Source organism: Microbacterium sp. nov. GSS16, from assembly GCF_028198145.1.
In the GTDB taxonomy this organism is placed as follows: domain Bacteria; phylum Actinomycetota; class Actinomycetes; order Actinomycetales; family Microbacteriaceae; genus Microbacterium.
Genome location: NZ_CP116338.1, coordinates 840,300 through 859,199, shown reverse-complemented (window position 1 = coordinate 859,199; position 18,900 = coordinate 840,300). Strand labels below are relative to the sequence as shown.

Below are 18,900 nucleotides of genomic sequence, written 5' to 3'. Positions count from 1 at the left end.
CTCTCCCGGCGCGGGGGAATGCGGCGCGGTTACCATGGGTTGAAGCAGACGACGCGGATCATCCCGCGCCCGCCGGTCACCCGCAGCCTTAGGAGAGCACATGCGTCAGGTCATCATCATCGGCTCCGGCCCGGCCGGATTCACGGCCGCGATCTATGCGGCGCGCGCCAACCTCAAGCCGCTGCTGGTCGCCAGCACCGTCGAGGTCGGCGGCGAGCTGATGAACACGACCGACGTCGAGAACTTCCCCGGCTTCCCCGAGGGCATCCAGGGCCCCGATCTGATGGCGAAGCTGCAGGCGCAGGCCGAGAAGTTCGGCACCGAGGTGCTGTACGACGACGTCACCGAGCTTCAGCTCAACGGACCGGTCAAAAAGGTCATCCTGGGCAGCGGTGCGGTGCACGAGGCGTCGACGATCATCTACGCGACCGGCTCGGCCTACCGCAAGCTCGGGGTCGAGGGCGAAGAGCGTCTGTCGGGCTACGGCGTCTCGTGGTGCGCGACGTGCGACGGCTTCTTCTTCCGCGAGAAGGAGATCGCGGTCGTCGGCGGTGGCGACTCGGCCATGGAAGAGGCGACCTTCCTCACCCGCTTCGCGTCGAAGGTGTACGTCATCCACCGCAAGGACACCCTGCGGGCGTCGAAGATCATGCAGGAGCGGGCGTTCGCCAACGAGAAGATCGAGTTCGTCTGGAACAGCACGGTCGACGAGATCCTCGGCGGCGACTCGGTCAGCGGCGTGCGTCTGCGCTCGACCGTCGACGACTCGACCCGCGAGCTCGCCGTCGACGGCGTGTTCGTGGCGATCGGCAACGACCCGCGCACCCACCTGGTGCACGACAAGCTGCAGCTCACCGACGCCGGCACGATCTGGGTCGACGGGCGCTCGTCGCGCACCTCGGTTCCCGGTGTGTTCGCCGCCGGCGACGTGATCGACCCGACGTACCGTCAGGCCGCCACCGCAGCTGGATCAGGCGTCGTCGCGGCGCTCGATGCCGAGCACTTCATCGCCGACCTCGAAGACGCGTCGGTCGAAGAGCCGGCGGCGCTGGCCGCCGAGATCATCGTCGGCTGAGACACCGGGAACACTTTCCGCTCACTCGACGTTGGTACGGGTGACACCGAACAAGGAGTATTCGTATGACTGCCAAGGCAACCACGCAGGCCACCTGGGAGCAGGATGTCCTGCAGGCCGAAGGACCCGTGCTGGTCGACTTCTGGGCCGCGTGGTGCGGACCGTGCCGCATGGTCGCGCCCGTGCTCGACGAGATCCAGGCCGAGAACCCCGACAAGATCACGATCCTCAAGCTCAACGTCGACGAGAATCCCGATCTGGCCATGAAGTACCAGATCACCTCGATCCCGGCGATGAAGGTGTTCCAGGGCGGAGAGGTCAAGACGACCATCATCGGCGCCAAGCCGAAGTTCGCCCTCGAGCAGGACCTCGCCCCGTTCATCGGCTGAGCCCGCCGAGGCCTGAGCCCGTCACCCCATCGCGGTGGCGGGCTCTTCTGCATCTCCCCGGTCGTCGAGCAGGCGAAGCGCGTCGAAACGAGTCGCTACGCCGCGAGCATCCGCCAGACCGTGGTGCTGAGCTCGGGGTACTCGTGCGCGATGCTGCGCAGCACCGAGTCGTTCCAGCGCGGGTCGCGCGGGTTGCCGCCCCTGTCTTCGTACACGTCGGTGCGCAGCAGCAGCACCACGAGCTCGTCGACCGACGGCAGCTCCGACATGAAGTCCCAGGGGTCCTCTCCGCTGCGCAGACGCTCGTGCACGAGCACCGAGCGCTCGTCGCCCGCCTCCGCACGCAGCACTTCGAGGCTGGCGCGGCGCGGGAACGAGGGGATCACCAGACAATTCTACGAGCGCGGAGCCCGTGCACGGCGCTCGATCTTCACATCCTCCGTCATCGATTCGAGCTCCTTGCCCTTCGTCTCGGCGACCTTGAAGTACACGAAGAAGAACGACAGCAGGGCGAAGAACGCGTAGAAGCCGTAGGCGAAGGTGAGACCGATCTCGGCGAACGCAGGGAAGGTCGTGGAGATGAAGAAGTTGGCCGCCCACTGTGCCGCGGCGGCCACCGCGAGAGCGCCGGCCCGGATCGAGTTGGGGAACATCTCCCCCAGCAGCACCCACACCAGGGGCCCCCAGGTCGCGCCGAAGAAGACCACGAACGCGTTGGCGCTGATCAGGGCGATGGTCGACCACGGGTCGGGCAGGGTGACCGCGCCCTCGGCATCCAGCGTGCCGAACGAGAAGGCGACCGCCATCAGTCCCAGCGTAGCCGTCATGCCGATCGATCCGACCATGAGCATCAGGCGCCGCCCGACGCGGTCGACCAGCAGGATCGCGATAATCGTCACGACGATGTTCGTCACCGAGGTGATGACGGTGATCGTCAGGGCATCCGATTCGTCGAATCCGACCGAACGCCACAGGGTCGTCGAATAGTAGAAGATCACGTTGATGCCGACGAACTGCTGGAAGATGCTCAGCAGGATCCCGACCCAGACGATCGGCTTGAGCCCGAAGCGGTGGCCGCGCAGGTCGCTGAGCGACTCGGTGCGCTCGGTGTTGATCGTGCCCGTGATCTCGGTGATCTTCGTCTTCACGTCGATGGTGCCGGTGACCAGGGTCAGCACCTCAGCCGCCTTGTCGACATCGCCGCGCGCCACGAGGTACCGTGGCGACTCGGGCAGGCGCATCGCCATGATGCCGTAGACCACCGCGGGGATCGCCTCGGCGATGAACATCCAGCGCCAGGCATCCAGACCCCACAGCGGCTCCGCCGCGCCGCCCGCGACGTTCGCCAGCAGGGCATCCGAGAGCAGGGCGACGAAGATTCCTGTCACGATGGCGAGCTGCTGCAGTGAACCGAGGCGCCCTCTGACGTGTGCGGGTGACACCTCGGCGATGTAAGCCGGGGCGATCACCGAGGCCGCACCGACACCGAGACCGCCGACGACACGCCAGATGATCAGGTCGATCACCCCGAAGGCGAGCCCCGAGCCGACTGCCGAGACGAGGAAGAGCACGGCCGCGACGATCATGGTGGGAATGCGTCCGAACCGGTTCGCCAGGGGGCCGGCGAACCACGCACCGACGGCGCAGCCGATGAGCGCCGACGACACCGCGAAGCCCTTGAGCCCGACGCCGAGATCGAATGCGCCCGCCAGTGCGTCGACCGCTCCGTTGATCACCGCGGTGTCGAAGCCGAAGAGGAATCCTCCCAGTGCCGCGGCGATGCTCACCCCGATGACGCGTCCGCGTATGCCTTTCGCCGGGCCTGTGCCTGCTGCGTGTGTCATGATGCCCCTCCTCTTCCGGTGCTCCGGATGCTATCCGTGCGCAGTGCGGTCAGAAAGGGGCGTGCGCACGGGCGGAGAAACAGGTAGGGGTGCGAGGTGGGTCTGGTTGGCTGGTGCGGCGGACTTCATCCGCCGGAGCGCTGCGCCGAAGCAGCAGATGAGCACCGGGAGGACCCGGTGCTCATCTGCTGTCGTGCTGACTGTCTCGGATCAGCGCGATCTTCTCGGATCAGCGCGATCTTCTCGGATCAGCGCGATCTTCTCGGATCAGCGCGATCTTCTCGGATCAGCGCGATCCGAACTCCTCTTCACCGATCTCGGCGAGAATGCGGTTGAGGTCCTGGATCGACGCGAATTCGATCTTGAGCTGGCCTTTTCGTGCGCCGAGGTCGATCTTGACCCGAGTGTTGAGGCGATCACCGAGCTTGTGGGAGACCTCGTCGAGGTAGGCGCGGCGCGCGCCGGCAGTGGGCTTTGTCGACGAGCCGGCCGCGGTGGGCATGGACTTGGCCGCGGCCTCGGTGGCTCGGACGGAGAGGTCTTCATTCACGACCTTGTCAGCGAGGCGCTGCATCTGCTCCGGCGTCTCGACCGACAGAATTGCACGCGCATGGCCGGCCGAAAGCACTCCGGCAGCGACGCGCTGCTGCACCGGGACCGGCAGACGCAGAAGTCGGATGGTGTTGCTGATCTGCGGTCGCGAGCGACCGATGCGGGCAGCGAGCTCTTCCTGCGTGATGCCGAAGTCTTCCAGCAGCTGCTGGTAGGCGGAGGCCTCCTCGAGGGGGTTCAGCTGGGAGCGGTGCAGATTCTCAAGAAGCGCGTCGCGCAGCAGGTCCTCGTCTGCCGTCTCGCGCAGAATCGCGGGAATCGTGGCGAGGCCGGCCTCGCGAGCGGCGCGGGTACGACGCTCGCCCATGATCAGCTCGTACTCGCCATCGGAGTTCTGCCGGACGATCACCGGCTGCAGGACGCCGAACTCCTTCACGCTGTGCACGAGCTCAGCGAGGTGGTCCTCGTCGAAATGCGTGCGCGGCTGACGGGGATTAGGGACGATGCGGTTCGGGTCGACCTGAATCAGACGCACCCCGGGCACCTGCGAGAGCTCCGCCTCATCGGGGGTGGGCGTGAGTTCCTCAGGCTGCGGGGGTGTGGCATCCGTCTTCACCTTCGCCGCGCCCGGGAAGAAGACGTCGACCGGGCGCTCAGCCTGATCCGTCGTCGGAATGAGTGCGCCGATTCCCCGACCGAGTCCAGTGCGCTTGGCCATCATGCTCCCTTGTTCTGCGCGGCGGATTCCTTGCGCTGCGCGATCTCGACTGCTGCTTCCCGGTAGGCGACCGCCCCCGCCGACGTGCCGTCGTACGAAATGACGGTCTGTCCGAAGCTGGGGGCCTCGGATACCCGCACCGAGCGCGGGATCACGGCCTTGAGCACCTGCTGCGGGAAGTGGGTTCGCACCTCGTCGGCCACTTGCTGGGCGAGGCGCGTGCGCGCGTCGTACATCGTGAGCAGGATGGTCGACAGGTGAAGCTCGGGGTTGAGGTGTTTCTGGATCATCTGGATGCTGCCGAGCAACTGACTCAGGCCTTCGAGCGCGTAATACTCGCACTGGATGGGGATGAGCACCTCGGATGCCGCGGTGAACGCGTTGATGGTGAGCAGGCCGAGGGATGGCGGGCAGTCGATGATGACGAAGTCGACCGGGTTGTCGCGCAGATACTCCTCGAGCGCACGGCGCAGCCGGAATTCTCGCGCGACCTGCGACACGAGTTCGATCTCGGCGCCGGCAAGGTGAATCGTGCTGGGCGCGCAGCGCAGGTTCTCGGATTCCGGGCTGTCCTGCACGATCTCTCCGAACGGGAGGTCGTTGATCAGCACGTCGTAGATGCTCTTCGTGTCAGCGGAATGCGTCACGCCGAGCGCCGTCGAGGCGTTTCCTTGCGGGTCGAGGTCGATCACGAGCACCTTGGCACCTAGATCAGCAAGAGCGGATGCCAAATTGACGGCGGTCGTGGTCTTGCCAACCCCACCCTTCTGATTCGACACCGTGAAGACGCGCGTATCTCCGGTGAATCGGACCTCGACGGTCTTGAGCGCCTTGCGTCGTGAGGATAGGTCGGCCAGTTCCCGAGCGAGCGGGGTATCCATCCCGAAATCCTGGTTCGGCGATGCATTGTCGGATGGTTTCACGTGAAACATCGACTCCTTTCGGGACCGCCATCCACTCTACGTGATCCCTCCACCACTCCCCCGTCCGTGCCACCCCCGGGTCATAAACCAGGGAGCGCAACGAGGGGATGAAATGCCACGGTCATTGAGCGAAGAACGAAGGGTCGAGACGAGATGTCCCACCCACGACGCCCCAAACTCGGTCATTGAGCGAGGAGCGCAGCGACGAGTCGAAATGCTTGTTTCACGTGAAACATGCCGTCCCACTCCCCCGCTCGGTCATTGAGCGAGGAGCGCAGCGACGAGTCGAATGCTCGCTACTCCAGCGCATTCCTCGCGAGTCAATGAGAGCGAAACGCACAGCCGCGCGGCACGATGTACCCGGTCGACAACCCACGGTCCGGTCATTGGGCGAGGAGCGCAGCGATGAGACGAAATGGTCCGATCCACGACGCCCCGCAGGTCACTGATCGCAGAGCGAAGCGGCGAACAAGTTCCGCAACCCCCGACGCCCCGACGCGGTCATTGAGCGAAGAGCGCAGCGACCAGACGAAATGGTCCGCAGCGATCCGCCGCCTGGCTAGCCAGCTTGACGGATGCAGGAACATCTCCCAGTTGCCGACCGAGGAGCTCAGTCACGAACCAGAACGCACGTTTCACGTGAAACATGCAACCAGCCCCTCTGGCCATTGAGGGAGGAGCGCAGCGACGAGACGAAATGCGAGCTGCACCAAAGAAGGCTCCTCCGCGGTCAATGAGAGCGAGATGCGCAACCACTAAGCACGATGTCCGCGGTGGACGACCCACAGCCGGGTCACTGAGCGAGGAGGGCAGCGACGACGCGAGATTCCCCCGCGGCTCTCGATCGCCCTGACCAGGCAGCTTCACGGACGCAGCACCACCCACCGGTCGTTGAGCGGATACTAGACGTGCTCGCCGTAGCGGCCGCCCGGGAAAGCTTCGGCCACTGCTCACTGCCGTTTCACGTGAAACGCGCTTCGCTACTTTCCCGCGAGCGTGCGATCGTCGGGCGTTGCACGAGCACTGGCTCGACGGGGTCAGCAGATGCAGAGACAGCCGATCCTGACCCTAGATCCCTTTGGGCACACCGTTGCACCTGGACACAACCGGAATCCACTCATGACCACTGCGAGAAGCTCCCGACAGGCTCGACACTGCGGGCTGAGCCGCACCCCAGCGGGTGCCGGATGGGCGCCGCCTTCCTACTCGCCTCACAGAGGCGAGGTCCCGCAATGGCTGCGTTGCGACTCTGCGCCGCCCGACGCGCGCACGACCGTCTCGCGCGCGACGTCCTACTCGACCGGTCCCCCGCTGCGACACTCAAAGCCGGTCGCTGAATGAGAAGGGCACCGAGGGTCGCGGGGCACACAAACGCCGTCGGCATCGGTGCGCACGCTCGTCGGTCACCGTTTCACGTGAAACACTGCTGCCGCCGGTACCCTCCCGCTTGCCGCAAGGTAGCGTTTACACGCGCGACCGCGTTGCGACACCCGACGTACTCAGTTGTCGTCGGTTCGCGGCACCCCAAATCACCCTCGCGGGACGCTTCGCGCCCCACCGCTCACGGACAGACCACCGCGCTGGGCATAAATCAGCTCGTCGTTCAGGGCGCCTCGAAATGATGCGCTAGGTGCCCGCCGAGCGCTCCTGGTCTCCGGCGTGACGTCCGCTTCCCGTTCCACGTGAAACATGTGCGCGCGGCTGTCATGCTCATCCGCAGCAACATTCAGCCACAAAGCAGCGCAACGACAAGCCTGATTCGACCGTCTTGCTTCGATCGATCCCGCGAGCGCCCCGCTGAGGTCTCAATCACGTGGAGGCAACCTCCTCCACATGCCCGCGATCGCCACATGTTTCACGTGAAACGGTCATCCTGGCTTGACACCTTCTTTCGCAGGGCTCGCTCTCGAGCAGTCCACCCTTGATGGCATCGAAGCCACCTTCCACGAAGGCTAGGCGCCTGACATGACTCAATCCTTGGATCTGCTTCTCCAAAGCGAAGGCCTCGTCGATACAATCGAGCTCAAGCCACCAGATCAACTCCACCGGCCGGCGGCTCGTCGTATAGGCGCTCCCCAGACCTTGTTGATGAGCCGCAACGCGGTCATCCAGATACTTGGCGCTCCCCGCGTAGAACGTTCCATCAGCACACCGCAGGATATACCCATGCATCCAGGAACTTTTCGGATCCCTGCCGTTGGTGGTTGAGCGCTGAACCGCGCTAGTGGAGAAGTTGCATCCGGGCGGACCTGTGCAGGAACTCTTTACCTCGCGAGGGCGGCGGGCCGGCCAGATGGGCAGGCGCACCGATCGCATGCCCATGCGTCCAACCCGCGTAAGCGACATCTCGAGAGAACACCTATAGGTTCCAACGCCCGCACCTGCACATCATTCAGCAGAAGCACCGTCGGTTGTCGCATCCACTGCGAGCGACCTCGGCCAGCACTCAACACCCCTCTCACAGCTCAGGCGGTGCACGGCGGCTAGACCTCCGCCGCGAACGTGGGGGCCGCCTGCGATGGGTTCACTCAGATGGAGCGGCACTTCTGCGTGGTCCGGTGACAGATTGTTCGCTGCAGAATGCGTGGCGCACACTCAGTCACACATCACTCTCTTGTCTGCCGCGCCGCATCGTCAAACAAAGTCGGATTGATCGCCGGGCCCGGGTTCTAGGCATGGTTCTCCGAGTCTCGTCGACGCGCTGCTGACTGAACCGCAGAGCACGCAGGTGGATCTCTGCTGCTCACCGGCGTCTCCCGTGCAGCGTTTCACGTGAAACGCTCATGTTGCGTCGGGAACCGCGACACCAGGCGTTGGGTTAGGGGGCCGGTCAGTGCGGGGCTGCGGATGCGTGCTCTGCGTAACCGGGGCCTTGTGCTCCACGGGGTGCAGCGTTTCACGTGAAACGTCGTCGGCGGTCTCCGGGTACGGCGAATCAGCAGGAGGACATCGTCAACAGGCATCAGGCGTTTCGACTCGCTGGTCTCCCTCGACGACAGGGAAGGAGAATACATGCACGAGATCACGGGCGCGTTTCGACTCACTTCGCTCGCTCAACGACCGGGAAGCGGACCATCATCGAAACGGTAAAGACGCCTTCGACCGAGCGGGACGCGCGCGTTCCGACTCGCTTCGCTCGCTCGACGACCGGGGAGCGGGACGCCGCGTCAGGCGCGGACGCGGGCTCGGACGACTCGAGTGGGCTCAGACAGTACGCCCTCCCCCAGCACCTCGACCGACACGTCCGTCACCTTGTGCTTCCTCAGCACCTTCTGCGCCGACTCGATCTCCGCCGGCACGTTGTGACCCTTGAGCAGGATCAGCTCGCCGCCGTCCCTGACGAGGGGAGCCGTGATCGGCACCAGTGTGCGCATGGCGCTGACGGCGCGCGCGGTGACGACGTCGAATTCGAGACCCACGTCCTCCGCCCGAGCCCGCATGACCGTCACGTTGTCGAGACCCAGGGCCTCGACCTGCTCGTTCAGCCAGGTGACCCGCCGGTCCATCGGTTCGATCAGGGTCCACTGCACATCCGGCCGGCTGATAGCGAGAACGAGACCGGGGAGCCCCGCGCCGGACCCGACGTCCGCGACCGACCCTGAGAACAGAGGTGCCGCGATGGCGGAGTTCAGGATGTGTCGTGTCCAGATCCGAGGCAATTCGAGCGGCCCGATCAGCCCGCGAAGCTCGCCCTCGGCAACCAGCGCTTTCGTGAACGATCGGGCCAACTCAATGCGATCACCGAAGATATCCACGGCCGCCGCGGGTTCAGTCTCAACCAAAGGGCTGGTCATGAGGTAAATCCTAGAGAAGAGGGGGTGACGACGTTGAATTCGCCGTGATCGAAGCGCACAGATGCGTCAGCGCAGATACGTCAGCCGCGCGAGATCACCGTGTGACGGTCGGCACCGTCTCCGTACGACTCCGACGTGAGGCCTCGCTCCGACACGATGTCGTGCACGAGCTTGCGCTCATAACTCGACATCGAGGGCAGAGATGCCTGAGTTGCTCCTGCGTCGAGCTTGGCGACCGCGGCATCCACCAGCTGTTCCAGCTGACGTCGACGCGTGTCACGCGATCCTCCGATGTCGAGGATCAGCCGCGAGAAGCTCCCGGTGCGGCTCTGCACGGCCAGGCGGGTCAGCTCCTGCAGAGCCTGCACCGTGTCGGGCGCCGACAGCAGCGACAGTCCGTCACCCTCTGCCTCGACCGAGACGTACGCACGGCCCTGACGGACATCCAGGTTCAGGTCGCCGTCGATGTCGGCGATGTCGAGCAGTTCCTCGATGAAGTCGGCCGCGACGTCGCCCTCGTGCTCCAGCTCCTCGACAGAGGGAGCGGTCTTCACGTCTTCGGTGGTCATCAGTTCGAGCCCTTCTTCTTGGCGCGCTTCTTGCTCATCGGCTGCTCGCGCTTAGGAGCCTCGGCCTTGGCCTTCTCGATCTCCTCGAGCTTGCGCTGCTGCTCGGCCTCGAACACCGACATCGGTACGACCTTTCCCTGCGCGTTGACCGCCTTGCCCTTGCGAGCCAGGCGCTCCTCCCGGGCCTTGGCCGCCTCGGATCCAGGCGTCGGCATCTCGCGGATGACGAGGAACTGCTGCGCCATGGTCCACAGGTTCGACACGAACCAGTACATGACGACACCGAGGGGGAAGAAGACTCCCGAGAAGATGAAGCCCAGCGGCAGCACGTAGAGCATGATCTTCTGCATCTGGTACGCCTGGCCGGTCTTGGCCTCGGGCGACAGGTTCTTCGAGATGATCTGCAACTGCGTGTAGAACTGCGAGCCGATCATCAGCGCGACGAGGATCGCGAGCAGCACGATGGCCGGGGTGTTGCCGGCGCTCCATGCTTCACCGAGGGTCTCGTGCAGAGACACGGTCCCGAACACCTTCGCGTCGTAGAACTGCTCGGTGAGCCGGGCGTTCAGCAGACCCACGCCGCCGATGCCGTCGTTGTGGTGCTTGGTCACATCGTTCAGCACGCTGAACAAGGCGAAGAAGATGGGCATCTGCACGAGCAGAGGCAGACAGCTCGACATCGGCGTCGTGCCGTGCTTCTTGTACAGCGCCATCGTCTCGCGGCTCATGGCCTCGCGAGACAGCTGGTCCTTCTTGCCGCGGTACTTCTCCTGAACTTTTCGCAGCTCAGGAGCGATTTCCATCATCTTCCGCTGGCTCTTGATCTGCTTCACGAACAGCGGGAACACTGCCGCGCGCACCACGATCACCAGACCGACGATCGACAGCACCCAGGTCAGGCCATCGGCCGGCGCCATGCCGATCGTCGTGAACAGCCAGTGCCAGGCGACGAGAATGAGCTCAACAGCCCACTTCAGCGGCCACAGGATGGTTCCCAGGAGGTCCACTGTTCAGTCCTTTCGAGCAGGTACGACGAACCCCCGCGGGGTCAGGTCGTATCGGAAATGAGCGTGGGGCTTGACGTCATCGACGCCGCCCTTGCTCCACGGATTGCATCGCAGGATGCGCCAGGCGGAGAGCACTGCTCCCCAGACGGCGCCGTTCTGCTGAACCGCTCCTACAGCGTACGCGGAACAGGACGGGTAAAACCTGCACACGTCCCCATAGAGCGGGGAGATCACCGCGCGGTAGAGGGCGAGTATCGAGAGAACGACGTTGCGCGGCACGAGCAGGATGCCGCGCAGCAGATCGGATGCTCGAAACCGCGCCGTTCCGAAGGAGTAGGAGGGCAGCGCGCTCATGCGCGCGCCGATCCGACGAGCACGCGACGCAGACAGCGCTCGACATCGGTGCGCAGAGACGAGAAGTCGGCCTCGGCTGATGCAGGAAGGGCACGGATGACGACATCCGTGCCCTCAGGAACCATGTCGATGAACTCCGCGCACACGGCCTTGAGGCGTCGGCGAACGGTGTTACGAACCACTGCGGTTCCTACCTGCTTGCTGATGATGAACCCGAATCGGGGAGCCCGGTCTTCCGCGCCATGGAGCACGGAGGTGATCAGGCGCGGGCCGCCGCATCGCGTTCCCCGGCGGACCACCTGTCGGTAGTCGAGGCCACGGGTCAGGCGATTCGACCGGGCGAGCACTGGGCTGTCAGGCCGAGAGCTCGGTGCGGCCCTTCGCGCGGCGAGCCGACAGGATGGCGCGGCCGGCGCGGGTGCGCATACGGGCGCGGAAGCCGTGCTTCTTGGCGCGACGACGGTTGTTGGGCTGGAAAGTGCGCTTGCTCATGGAATCACTCCGGGAATGGTGTCACCGGGTCTAATCAACCGGAGACGGGGGGTACTGCCTGAATGGCATAAGTCAACCGATTAAGGGTACGACCTGCCGCGACGCAGGGCAAATCCGCGCCCGGATGCCGCGGTCGAATCCACCGGATCACCACGCCGCGGCTGTCGAGTTGCGCACACCCATTATCCACAACTGTGAAGATCTCGGTCACACACGACACACCCGCGTGTTTCCAGGGGCGGCTTGCTGTTAACCGGACCGGTGACTACCGTGGCATCCGACGTTATCCACAGGGGAAGATCACGCTTCACGGCGCGTTTTCCACAACTTCGCCCGGAGCACCATGACCTCTGCCGCCCATCCCGATGTGCCCATCTGGTCGACCCTGCTCGAACGACTCGCCGAAGATGATCGCGTCAGTCCTCAGCTGCACGGCTTTCTGAGCCTGGTCGTGCCGGCCGGCGTGATGGGCGGAGTGCTGTACCTGGACGTCCCGAACGACCTCACGGCGGCGCAGATCAACAAGCGGCTGCGCGTGCCCATGATGGAGGCGCTCTCCGCGATCGGCGACGAGGTCGCCTCGTACCGCACCGTCGTGAATCACGAACTCGTGGATCAGCCCACCGCCCCGATCGCCGTCTCCGATTTCCCGCTCGCCGAGCCGGCCCGCGTCGAGTCCCCCATGGAGCAGCAGCCCGCTCCCGTCCGCCACGAGTCGCGTCTGAACCCCAAGTACACCTTCGACAACTTCGTCATCGGCCAGTCCAACCGGTTCGCTCATGCAGCGGCCGTCGCCGTCGCCGAGGCGCCGGCGAAGGCCTACAACCCGCTGTTCATCTACGGCGACTCCGGTCTCGGCAAGACGCACCTGCTGCACGCGATCGGCGACTACGCGCAGTCGCTGTACGCAGGAGTGAAGGTGCGGTACGTCTCGAGCGAGGAGTTCACGAACGACTTCATCAACTCGATCGCCAACAACCGCGGTGCCGCGTTCCAGAGCCGCTACCGCGAGGTCGACATCCTGCTGATCGACGACATCCAATTCCTGCAGGGTCGCGCCGAGACGCAGGAGGCGTTCTTCCACACCTTCAACCAGTTGCACGATCACAACAAGCAGGTCGTGATCACCAGTGACGTGGCTCCCAAGCTGCTCACCGGTTTCGAGGATCGCATGCGCAGCCGGTTCGAGTGGGGCCTCATCACCGACGTGCAGGCGCCCGACCTGGAGACCCGCATCGCGATCCTGCGGAAGAAGGCGCAGAGCGAGTCGCTGCACATCCCCGACGAGGTGCTCGAATACATCGCGACCGTCGTGTCCTCGAACATCCGCGAGCTCGAGGGCGCTCTCATCCGCGTGTCGGCGTTCGCCAGCCTGAACCGCTCGATGCTCGACATCTCGCTGGCCCAGACGGTTCTGCGCGACATCGTCGACACCACCGAAGACAACATCATCTCGCCGACCGACATCATCACGGCGACGGCGGCCTACTTCAAGCTCACGGTCGACGACCTGTACGGATCGAGCCGGTCGCAGCAGATCGCGACCGCGCGTCAGATCGCGATGTACCTGTGCCGTGAGCGCACGAGCCTGTCGCTGCCGAAGATCGGCCAGCTCTTCGGCAACCGCGATCACACCACCGTGATGTACGCCTGCAAGAAGATCAGCGAGCTCATGAAGCAGCGTCGATCCCTCTACAACCAGGTCACCGAGATCACCACTCAGATCAGCCGCCGCTGACCGGACGACACGCCTGATCCCACGCGAATTCCCGACGGTTGTCCGCAGGCCCTGTGGATAAGTTGTGGAAACAATAGCCTCCGGATGCCCGCGACACCACCTGCCTGTGGATAAGCGGCGCCCGCGCTCGAGACCCCCACACCCTCGCATCCCGCGGATTCCTCAGGGATTCCACATGTGACACGTCTGTAGTTTCCTACTCTCCGCTGATATCCACCGAGTTATCCACAGAATCCACAGTTGTTAACACCGTTAAGAGAAATCCATCAGGACAGGGCTCATCCGATGACCAGACGGATGTGGACGAACCGCCCTCGTCGACGGCTTCCCGGTGGTGGACGGCTCGTCACCTGCGGCTAGCATGGGATCGCCTGCAGTGCGCCCGCTGCAGCGAGCCGAGGCAACGAGGGAGCGCCCGTGAGGTTCCAGGTCAACCGCGATGTGTTCAGCGAGGCTGTGTCCTTCGTCGTCAAGCTGCTCCCGCAGCGCAATCCGCAGCCCATCCTCGCGGGTGTGCTCATCGAGGCATCCGGTGAGGGACTGACCCTCTCGGCCTTCGACTACGAAGCGTCCGCACGCACGACCATCGAGGCGACGGTCGACGATCCCGGCACGATCCTCGTGCACGGACGTCTGCTCTCCGACATCGCGAGCCGCCTGCCCAACGCGCCCATCGAGATCGCCGTCGAGGACGACGGCGGCGTCGCGGTGACGTGCGGGTCGGCCCGATTCACCCTCGCCGCCATGCCGGTCGAGGAATATCCCTCGATCCCCGAGGTCACCGGGGCGACCGGCGTCGTTCCCGCCGAGGATTTCGCGACCGCGATCGCACAGGTCGCGTTCGCCGCTTCCCGCGACGACGTCACCCCTGTGCTCACTGGTGTGCAGCTCGAGGTCGCGGATCACAACCTCAGCCTGGTCGCCACCGACCGCTATCGCGTGTCGCTGCGCGACGTGCCGTGGGACGGCGAGGTCGCCGAGCAGTCCGCGCTGGTGCCTGCGCGCACCCTGACCGAGGTCGGCAAGACGTTCGCTCACGCCGGCACGATCGAGGTCGCCTTCTCGGGTGCAGGGGATCGCGAGATCATCGCCTTCACCGCCGGCAATAAGACGGTCACATCTCTCCTGATCAAGGGCAATTTCCCGCCTGTGCGCCGGCTCTTCCCCGAGCAGACCGACCACTACGCGGTCGTCAACACGGCAGAGCTCATCGAGGCCGTCCGTCGCGTCGCGCTGGTGCTCGACCGCTCCGCGCCGCTGCGATTCACCTTCGGCGCCGACGGGGTGACGATGGATGCCTCGGGCAGCGAGCAGGCACGGGCATCCGAGTCGGTCGACGCGCACCTCAACGGCGGCGACGAGGTGACCCTCGGTCTCAACCCGCAGTATCTGCTCGAAGCTCTCGGTGCGGTTCGCAGCGAGTTCACCCGCGTCACGTTCACGTCGAGCGACAACGCGAACAAGCTCAGCCCGGTGCTCATCACCAGCCAGACCTCGGTCGACCAGGCCGGCCTCGATTCGTTCAAGTACCTGCTGCAGCCGAACCTCCTGCTGCGCTGAGGTTCTGCAGGGCCGATGTCGGGGCCCGAAGGTAGGCTGTAGCGGTGATTGTGGAGCACCTGAACCTGGTCGATTTCCGCAATTACGCGACCGCCGACCTGGCCCTGCACCGCGGCCCGAACGTGCTGGTCGGCAGCAACGGGCAGGGCAAGACCAATCTCGCCGAGGCGATCGTCTTCCTCGCCACGCTCGGCTCGCACCGCGTGTCATCCGATGCGCCCATGGTGAAGGACACGAAGGACTTCGCCGTCATCCGGGCGCGTCTCGCGCACGGTGAGCGCAAGGTGCTCGTGGAGGTGCAGCTCAATCGGCAGGGGTCGAACAAGGCGCGGATCAACGGCTCCCCGTCGAAGACCAACGAGCTGCCGCGCTACGCGCACGTGGTGCTGTTCGCGCCGGAAGATCTGCAGATCGTGCGCGGCGACCCATCAGCGCGCAGAAGATTCGCTGATCAGATGCTGATTCAGCGCACCCCCCGAATGGCCGGCGTGATCGCCGACTACGAGCGTGTGCTGCGCCAGCGCACCGCGCTGTTGAAGTCGGCGCGGGCGCGAGGCGTGCGCGGTGAGGGGCTGTCGACCCTCGACGTGTGGGACGACAAGCTCATCGCACTCGGGTCGGAGATCATCCACGCCAGGCTGCGTCTCGCCGCCGACCTGCAGGGTCCGGTGACGGATGCCTACGCGGCGATCGCCGGTGCTGACCATCGCCCGCAGCTCGACTGGGCGCTGTCGGTGCGTGGTGCCGATCCGGAGGACGAGACCGACGACGAGCGCGACGCCGACGCCGATCCGCGCGGGGAGATCGCCGACCAGTTCCGTGCGGCACTGCAGGCCAAGCGGGTCAGGGAGATCGAGCGCGGCCTGACTCTCGTCGGTCCGCACCGCGACGATCTGATCCTGCGCGTGCGCGACCTTCCCGTGAAAGGCTATGCCTCCCACGGTGAATCGTGGTCGGTCGCTCTGGCGCTGCGACTGGCATCCGCCGAGCTGCTGCGCACCGAATCACCGGCCGGCGACCCCGTGCTGATCCTCGACGACGTCTTCGCCGAGCTCGATGCCGACCGCCGGCAGCGGCTGGCGGCGCTGACCGCCGGATACGAGCAGGTGATCGTCACGGCCGCGGTCGAGGCCGACATCCCCGAGCCGCTGCACCGTCACGTCGTGCGGATCAGCGCCGGCACCATCACCGACGAGAGGGAGGATGCCGATGAGCCGGGTCCCTGAGCCCGTCGACGGGCCGCGCCCTCCCGAGACGATCGCGACCTACCTGCGCCTGCGCGGACTGAAGCCGAGTGCGAAGAACTGGAAGCGCAAGAAGCGCATCGAGGTCGATGACGACAACGCCCCGTTCACCAAGGGCCGCGACCCGGGCATGCTCGGCGATGTGCTGGCGAAGCTCACCAAGGACTCGGGATGGGAGAAGACCCTCGCCGCCGAGGATCTCGTCAGGCAGTGGGCCGAGCTGGCCGGCGCCGACACGGCCAAGCACTCGGAACCGGTCTCGCTCGAGCGCGGCGTGCTCACCGTGAAATGCGATTCGACGGCATGGGCGAAGAACCTGCAGTTCATGCGCGCGGTCATCATGACCGAGATCGGCACCCGGTATCCGGACGCCGGAGTGCAGAACATCCGCTTCATCGGACCTGACGTCCCGTCGTGGAAATGGGGTCCGCGAGTCGTGCCGGGGCGGGGCCCGCGGGACACCTACGGGTAGGACACCACGCCCGCACCCTCAAGCGCTCAGAAGCGATCACACGGCGTTTGAGGCGCATATCGCTGTGTGAAACCACTAGAATGGGATCGTACTTTCGATGTGGAGAACCATTTCTAATGACGCCTGAAGACAACGCCGACGACGCTTCCACGAGCGCACCGATCGAGAACAGCTCCACAAAGGTCTCCGGCGACTACGGGGCCGACCAGATCCAGATCCTCGAGGGTCTCGAGGCCGTGCGCAAGCGACCCGGCATGTACATCGGCTCCACGGGGCCGCGTGGTCTGCATCACCTCGTGTACGAGATCGTCGACAACTCCGTCGACGAGGCTCTGGCCGGTCATGCCGACAACATCGAGGTCACCATCCTCGAAGACGGTGCGGTGCGCGTGGTCGACAACGGCCGCGGCATCCCGGTCGACCCGCATTCCTCCGATCCCGGCAAGTCGACGGTCGAGGTCGTGCTGACGATCCTGCACGCGGGCGGCAAGTTCGGCGGCGGCGCCTACGCCGTCTCGGGCGGTCTGCACGGCGTCGGCTCGTCGGTGGTGAACGCGCTGTCGACTCGCTTCGACGTCGAGGTCAAGCAGAAGGGCTTCGTCTGGCGGCACCGCTTCGCCGAGGGCGGTGTGCCGCAGCAGAAGCTCGAGAAGGGCGAGGCGACCGACGAGACCGGCACGGCCATCACCTTCTGGCCGGATCCCGAGATCTTCACCGAGACGATCGACTTCGACTACGACACGCTGCGCACGCGCTTCCAGCAGATGGCGTTCCTTAACAAGGGGCTGCGCATCGCGCTGCGCGACGAGCGGCCGGCATCCGCCCTCGAAGACGACGTCGACGGCACCGTCGTCGCCCGCCAGCCGTCCGAGGTGTTCCTGTACGAGCGCGGTCTGGTCGACTACGTCGAGTACCTGAACAAGGTGCGAAAGGCCGAGGTGGTCAATGAGGAGATCATCGCGTTCGAGTCCGAGGACACCGAGCGCAAAATCTCGCTGGAGCTGGCGATGCAGTGGACCACCTCGTACACCGAGAACGTGTTCACCTATGCCAACACGATCAACACCCACGAGGGCGGCACGCACGAAGAGGGCTTCCGCGCCGCGCTGACCAGCCTCGTCAACCGCTACGCCCGCGCGAACAACCTGCTCAAGGAGAAGGACGACAACCTCTCCGGCGACGACGTGCGCGAGGGCCTGACCGCGGTGATCTCGATCAAGCTCGGCGAGCCGCAGTTCGAGGGCCAGACCAAGACCAAGCTGGGCAACACCGAGGCCAAGGCGTTCACGCAGAAGGTCGTGAACGACCAGCTCGGCGACTGGTTCGACCGCAACCCGCAGCAGGCGAAGAACGTCATCCGCAAGGCGATCGACGCCGCCACGGCCCGGATCGCCGCCCGCAAGGCCCGCGAGACCGCCCGCCGCAAGAGCGTGTTCGAGTCGGCCGCGATGCCCGACAAGCTCAAGGACTGCACGAGCAAGGACCCGTCGATCAGCGAGATCTTCCTCGTCGAGGGAGACTCGGCCGGCGGTTCGGCGGTGCAGGGGCGCGACCCGCACACCCAGGCGATCCTGGCGCTGCGCGGCAAGATCCTCAACGTCGAGCGCGCGCGTCTAGACAAGGCGCTCGGCAACCGCGAGGTGCAGGCGATGATCCAGGCCTTCGGCACCGGCATCGGCGAGGACTTCGACATCGAGAAGGCCCGCTACCACAAGATCGTGCTGATGGCGGATGCCGATGTCGACGGCCAGCACATCACCACGCTGCTGCTCACGCTGCTGTTCCGCTACATGCGCGGACTCATCGAGGCGGGCTTCGTGTACCTCGCGATGCCTCCCCTGTATCGCCTGAAGTGGTCGAACGCGCCGCACGAGTACGTCTACTCCGACGCCGAGCGCGATGCGCTGCTGGCGCACGGCGCCGAGAACGGCAAGCGTCTGCCGAAGGATGCCGGTGTGCAGCGCTACAAGGGTCTGGGCGAGATGAACGCCAAGGAGCTGTGGGAGACGACGATGGATCACACCACGCGCACCCTGCGCCAGATCACCATCGACGACGCCGCAGCGGCGGACGAGATCTTCAGCGTGCTGATGGGTGAGGACGTCGAATCCCGACGCACCTTCATCCAGCGCAACGCCAAGGACGTCCGCTTCCTCGACATCTGATAGC

General features: G+C 65.2%; 18 protein-coding genes. 7 read left to right on the top strand and 11 right to left on the bottom strand.

Translation table 11 applies throughout. The features are described from left to right. Positions 1-100 precede the first annotated feature (100 nt). A complete protein-coding gene (gene trxB, locus PGB26_RS03965; protein ID WP_271639040.1) occupies positions 101-1,075 on the top strand; it encodes a thioredoxin-disulfide reductase in 975 nt (324 codons plus the stop codon). Positions 1,076-1,140: 65 nt separating this feature from the next. After that, the gene (trxA, locus tag PGB26_RS03960) at positions 1,141-1,464 is read left to right on the top strand and encodes a thioredoxin (RefSeq protein WP_204974995.1); all 324 of its coding nucleotides are present in this window, start codon (positions 1,141-1,143) and stop codon (positions 1,462-1,464) included. A gap of 95 nt (positions 1,465-1,559) precedes the next feature. Here the strand turns inward: trxA and PGB26_RS03955 are convergent, their stop codons facing one another. The 11 genes from PGB26_RS03955 to rpmH all read right to left on the bottom strand — a co-directional run bounded on the left by PGB26_RS03955 (position 1,560) and on the right by rpmH (position 11,717). Further along, positions 1,560-1,850 (bottom strand): tryptophan synthase subunit alpha, encoded by a 291-nt coding sequence (locus PGB26_RS03955; protein ID WP_177243789.1) that lies wholly within the window; start codon positions 1,848-1,850, stop codon positions 1,560-1,562. A gap of 9 nt (positions 1,851-1,859) precedes the next feature. After that, positions 1,860-3,308: a sugar porter family MFS transporter gene (locus PGB26_RS03950; RefSeq protein ID WP_271639036.1), complete on the bottom strand. Its 1,449-nt coding sequence runs from the start codon at positions 3,306-3,308 to the stop codon at positions 1,860-1,862. Between the two features lie 286 nt (positions 3,309-3,594). Beyond that, a complete protein-coding gene (locus PGB26_RS03945; protein ID WP_271639034.1) occupies positions 3,595-4,578 on the bottom strand; it encodes a ParB/RepB/Spo0J family partition protein in 984 nt (327 codons plus the stop codon). Continuing rightward, the gene (locus tag PGB26_RS03940) at positions 4,578-5,459 is read right to left on the bottom strand and encodes a ParA family protein (protein WP_271639032.1); all 882 of its coding nucleotides are present in this window, start codon (positions 5,457-5,459) and stop codon (positions 4,578-4,580) included. The genes PGB26_RS03945 and PGB26_RS03940 overlap by 1 nt, the downstream gene beginning before the upstream one ends. A gap of 1,851 nt (positions 5,460-7,310) precedes the next feature. Next, entirely contained in the window at positions 7,311-7,673 is a 363-nt protein-coding gene (locus PGB26_RS03935) for a GIY-YIG nuclease family protein (protein WP_271639031.1), read from the bottom strand. 995 nt (positions 7,674-8,668) lie between these two features. Then, entirely contained in the window at positions 8,669-9,295 is a 627-nt protein-coding gene (gene rsmG, locus PGB26_RS03930; RefSeq protein WP_271639029.1) for a 16S rRNA (guanine(527)-N(7))-methyltransferase RsmG, read from the bottom strand. Positions 9,296-9,375: 80 nt separating this feature from the next. Continuing rightward, positions 9,376-9,864 carry a Jag family protein gene (locus PGB26_RS03925; RefSeq protein ID WP_271639028.1) on the bottom strand — a complete coding sequence of 163 codons (489 nt, stop codon included), beginning with the start codon at positions 9,862-9,864 and terminating at the stop codon, positions 9,376-9,378. Next, positions 9,864-10,871: a membrane protein insertase YidC gene (gene yidC, locus PGB26_RS03920; protein ID WP_271639027.1), complete on the bottom strand. Its 1,008-nt coding sequence runs from the start codon at positions 10,869-10,871 to the stop codon at positions 9,864-9,866. Before yidC ends, PGB26_RS03925 begins: the two co-directional genes overlap by 1 nt. Before the next feature lie 3 nt (positions 10,872-10,874). Further along, positions 10,875-11,225, bottom strand: a complete 351-nt coding sequence (yidD, locus tag PGB26_RS03915; RefSeq protein ID WP_271639026.1) for a membrane protein insertion efficiency factor YidD — start codon at positions 11,223-11,225, stop codon at positions 10,875-10,877. Next, entirely contained in the window at positions 11,222-11,524 is a 303-nt protein-coding gene (gene rnpA, locus PGB26_RS03910; protein WP_271639025.1) for a ribonuclease P protein component, read from the bottom strand. The genes yidD and rnpA overlap by 4 nt, the downstream gene beginning before the upstream one ends. 55 nt (positions 11,525-11,579) lie before the next feature. Further along, the gene (rpmH, locus tag PGB26_RS03905) at positions 11,580-11,717 is read right to left on the bottom strand and encodes a 50S ribosomal protein L34 (protein WP_022879826.1); all 138 of its coding nucleotides are present in this window, start codon (positions 11,715-11,717) and stop codon (positions 11,580-11,582) included. Between the two features lie 343 nt (positions 11,718-12,060). On the opposite strand from rpmH, the gene dnaA reads away from it, so the two are divergent. The 5 genes from dnaA to gyrB all read left to right on the top strand — a co-directional run bounded on the left by dnaA (position 12,061) and on the right by gyrB (position 18,896). Then, complete coding sequence (gene dnaA / locus PGB26_RS03900; protein WP_271639018.1) at positions 12,061-13,455, top strand: chromosomal replication initiator protein DnaA; 1,395 nt, start codon at positions 12,061-12,063, stop codon at positions 13,453-13,455. A gap of 417 nt (positions 13,456-13,872) precedes the next feature. Continuing rightward, complete coding sequence (dnaN, locus tag PGB26_RS03895) at positions 13,873-15,015, top strand: DNA polymerase III subunit beta (protein ID WP_271639017.1); 1,143 nt, start codon at positions 13,873-13,875, stop codon at positions 15,013-15,015. 44 nt (positions 15,016-15,059) lie between these two features. Continuing rightward, the gene (gene recF, locus PGB26_RS03890; RefSeq protein ID WP_271639016.1) at positions 15,060-16,241 is read left to right on the top strand and encodes a DNA replication/repair protein RecF; all 1,182 of its coding nucleotides are present in this window, start codon (positions 15,060-15,062) and stop codon (positions 16,239-16,241) included. Next, positions 16,219-16,731: a DUF721 domain-containing protein gene (locus PGB26_RS03885; RefSeq protein ID WP_442923002.1), complete on the top strand. Its 513-nt coding sequence runs from the start codon at positions 16,219-16,221 to the stop codon at positions 16,729-16,731. Before recF ends, PGB26_RS03885 begins: the two co-directional genes overlap by 23 nt. Positions 16,732-16,847: 116 nt before the next feature. Next, positions 16,848-18,896: a DNA topoisomerase (ATP-hydrolyzing) subunit B gene (gyrB, locus tag PGB26_RS03880; RefSeq protein WP_271639014.1), complete on the top strand. Its 2,049-nt coding sequence runs from the start codon at positions 16,848-16,850 to the stop codon at positions 18,894-18,896. The last annotated feature ends 4 nt before the right edge of the window (positions 18,897-18,900 follow it).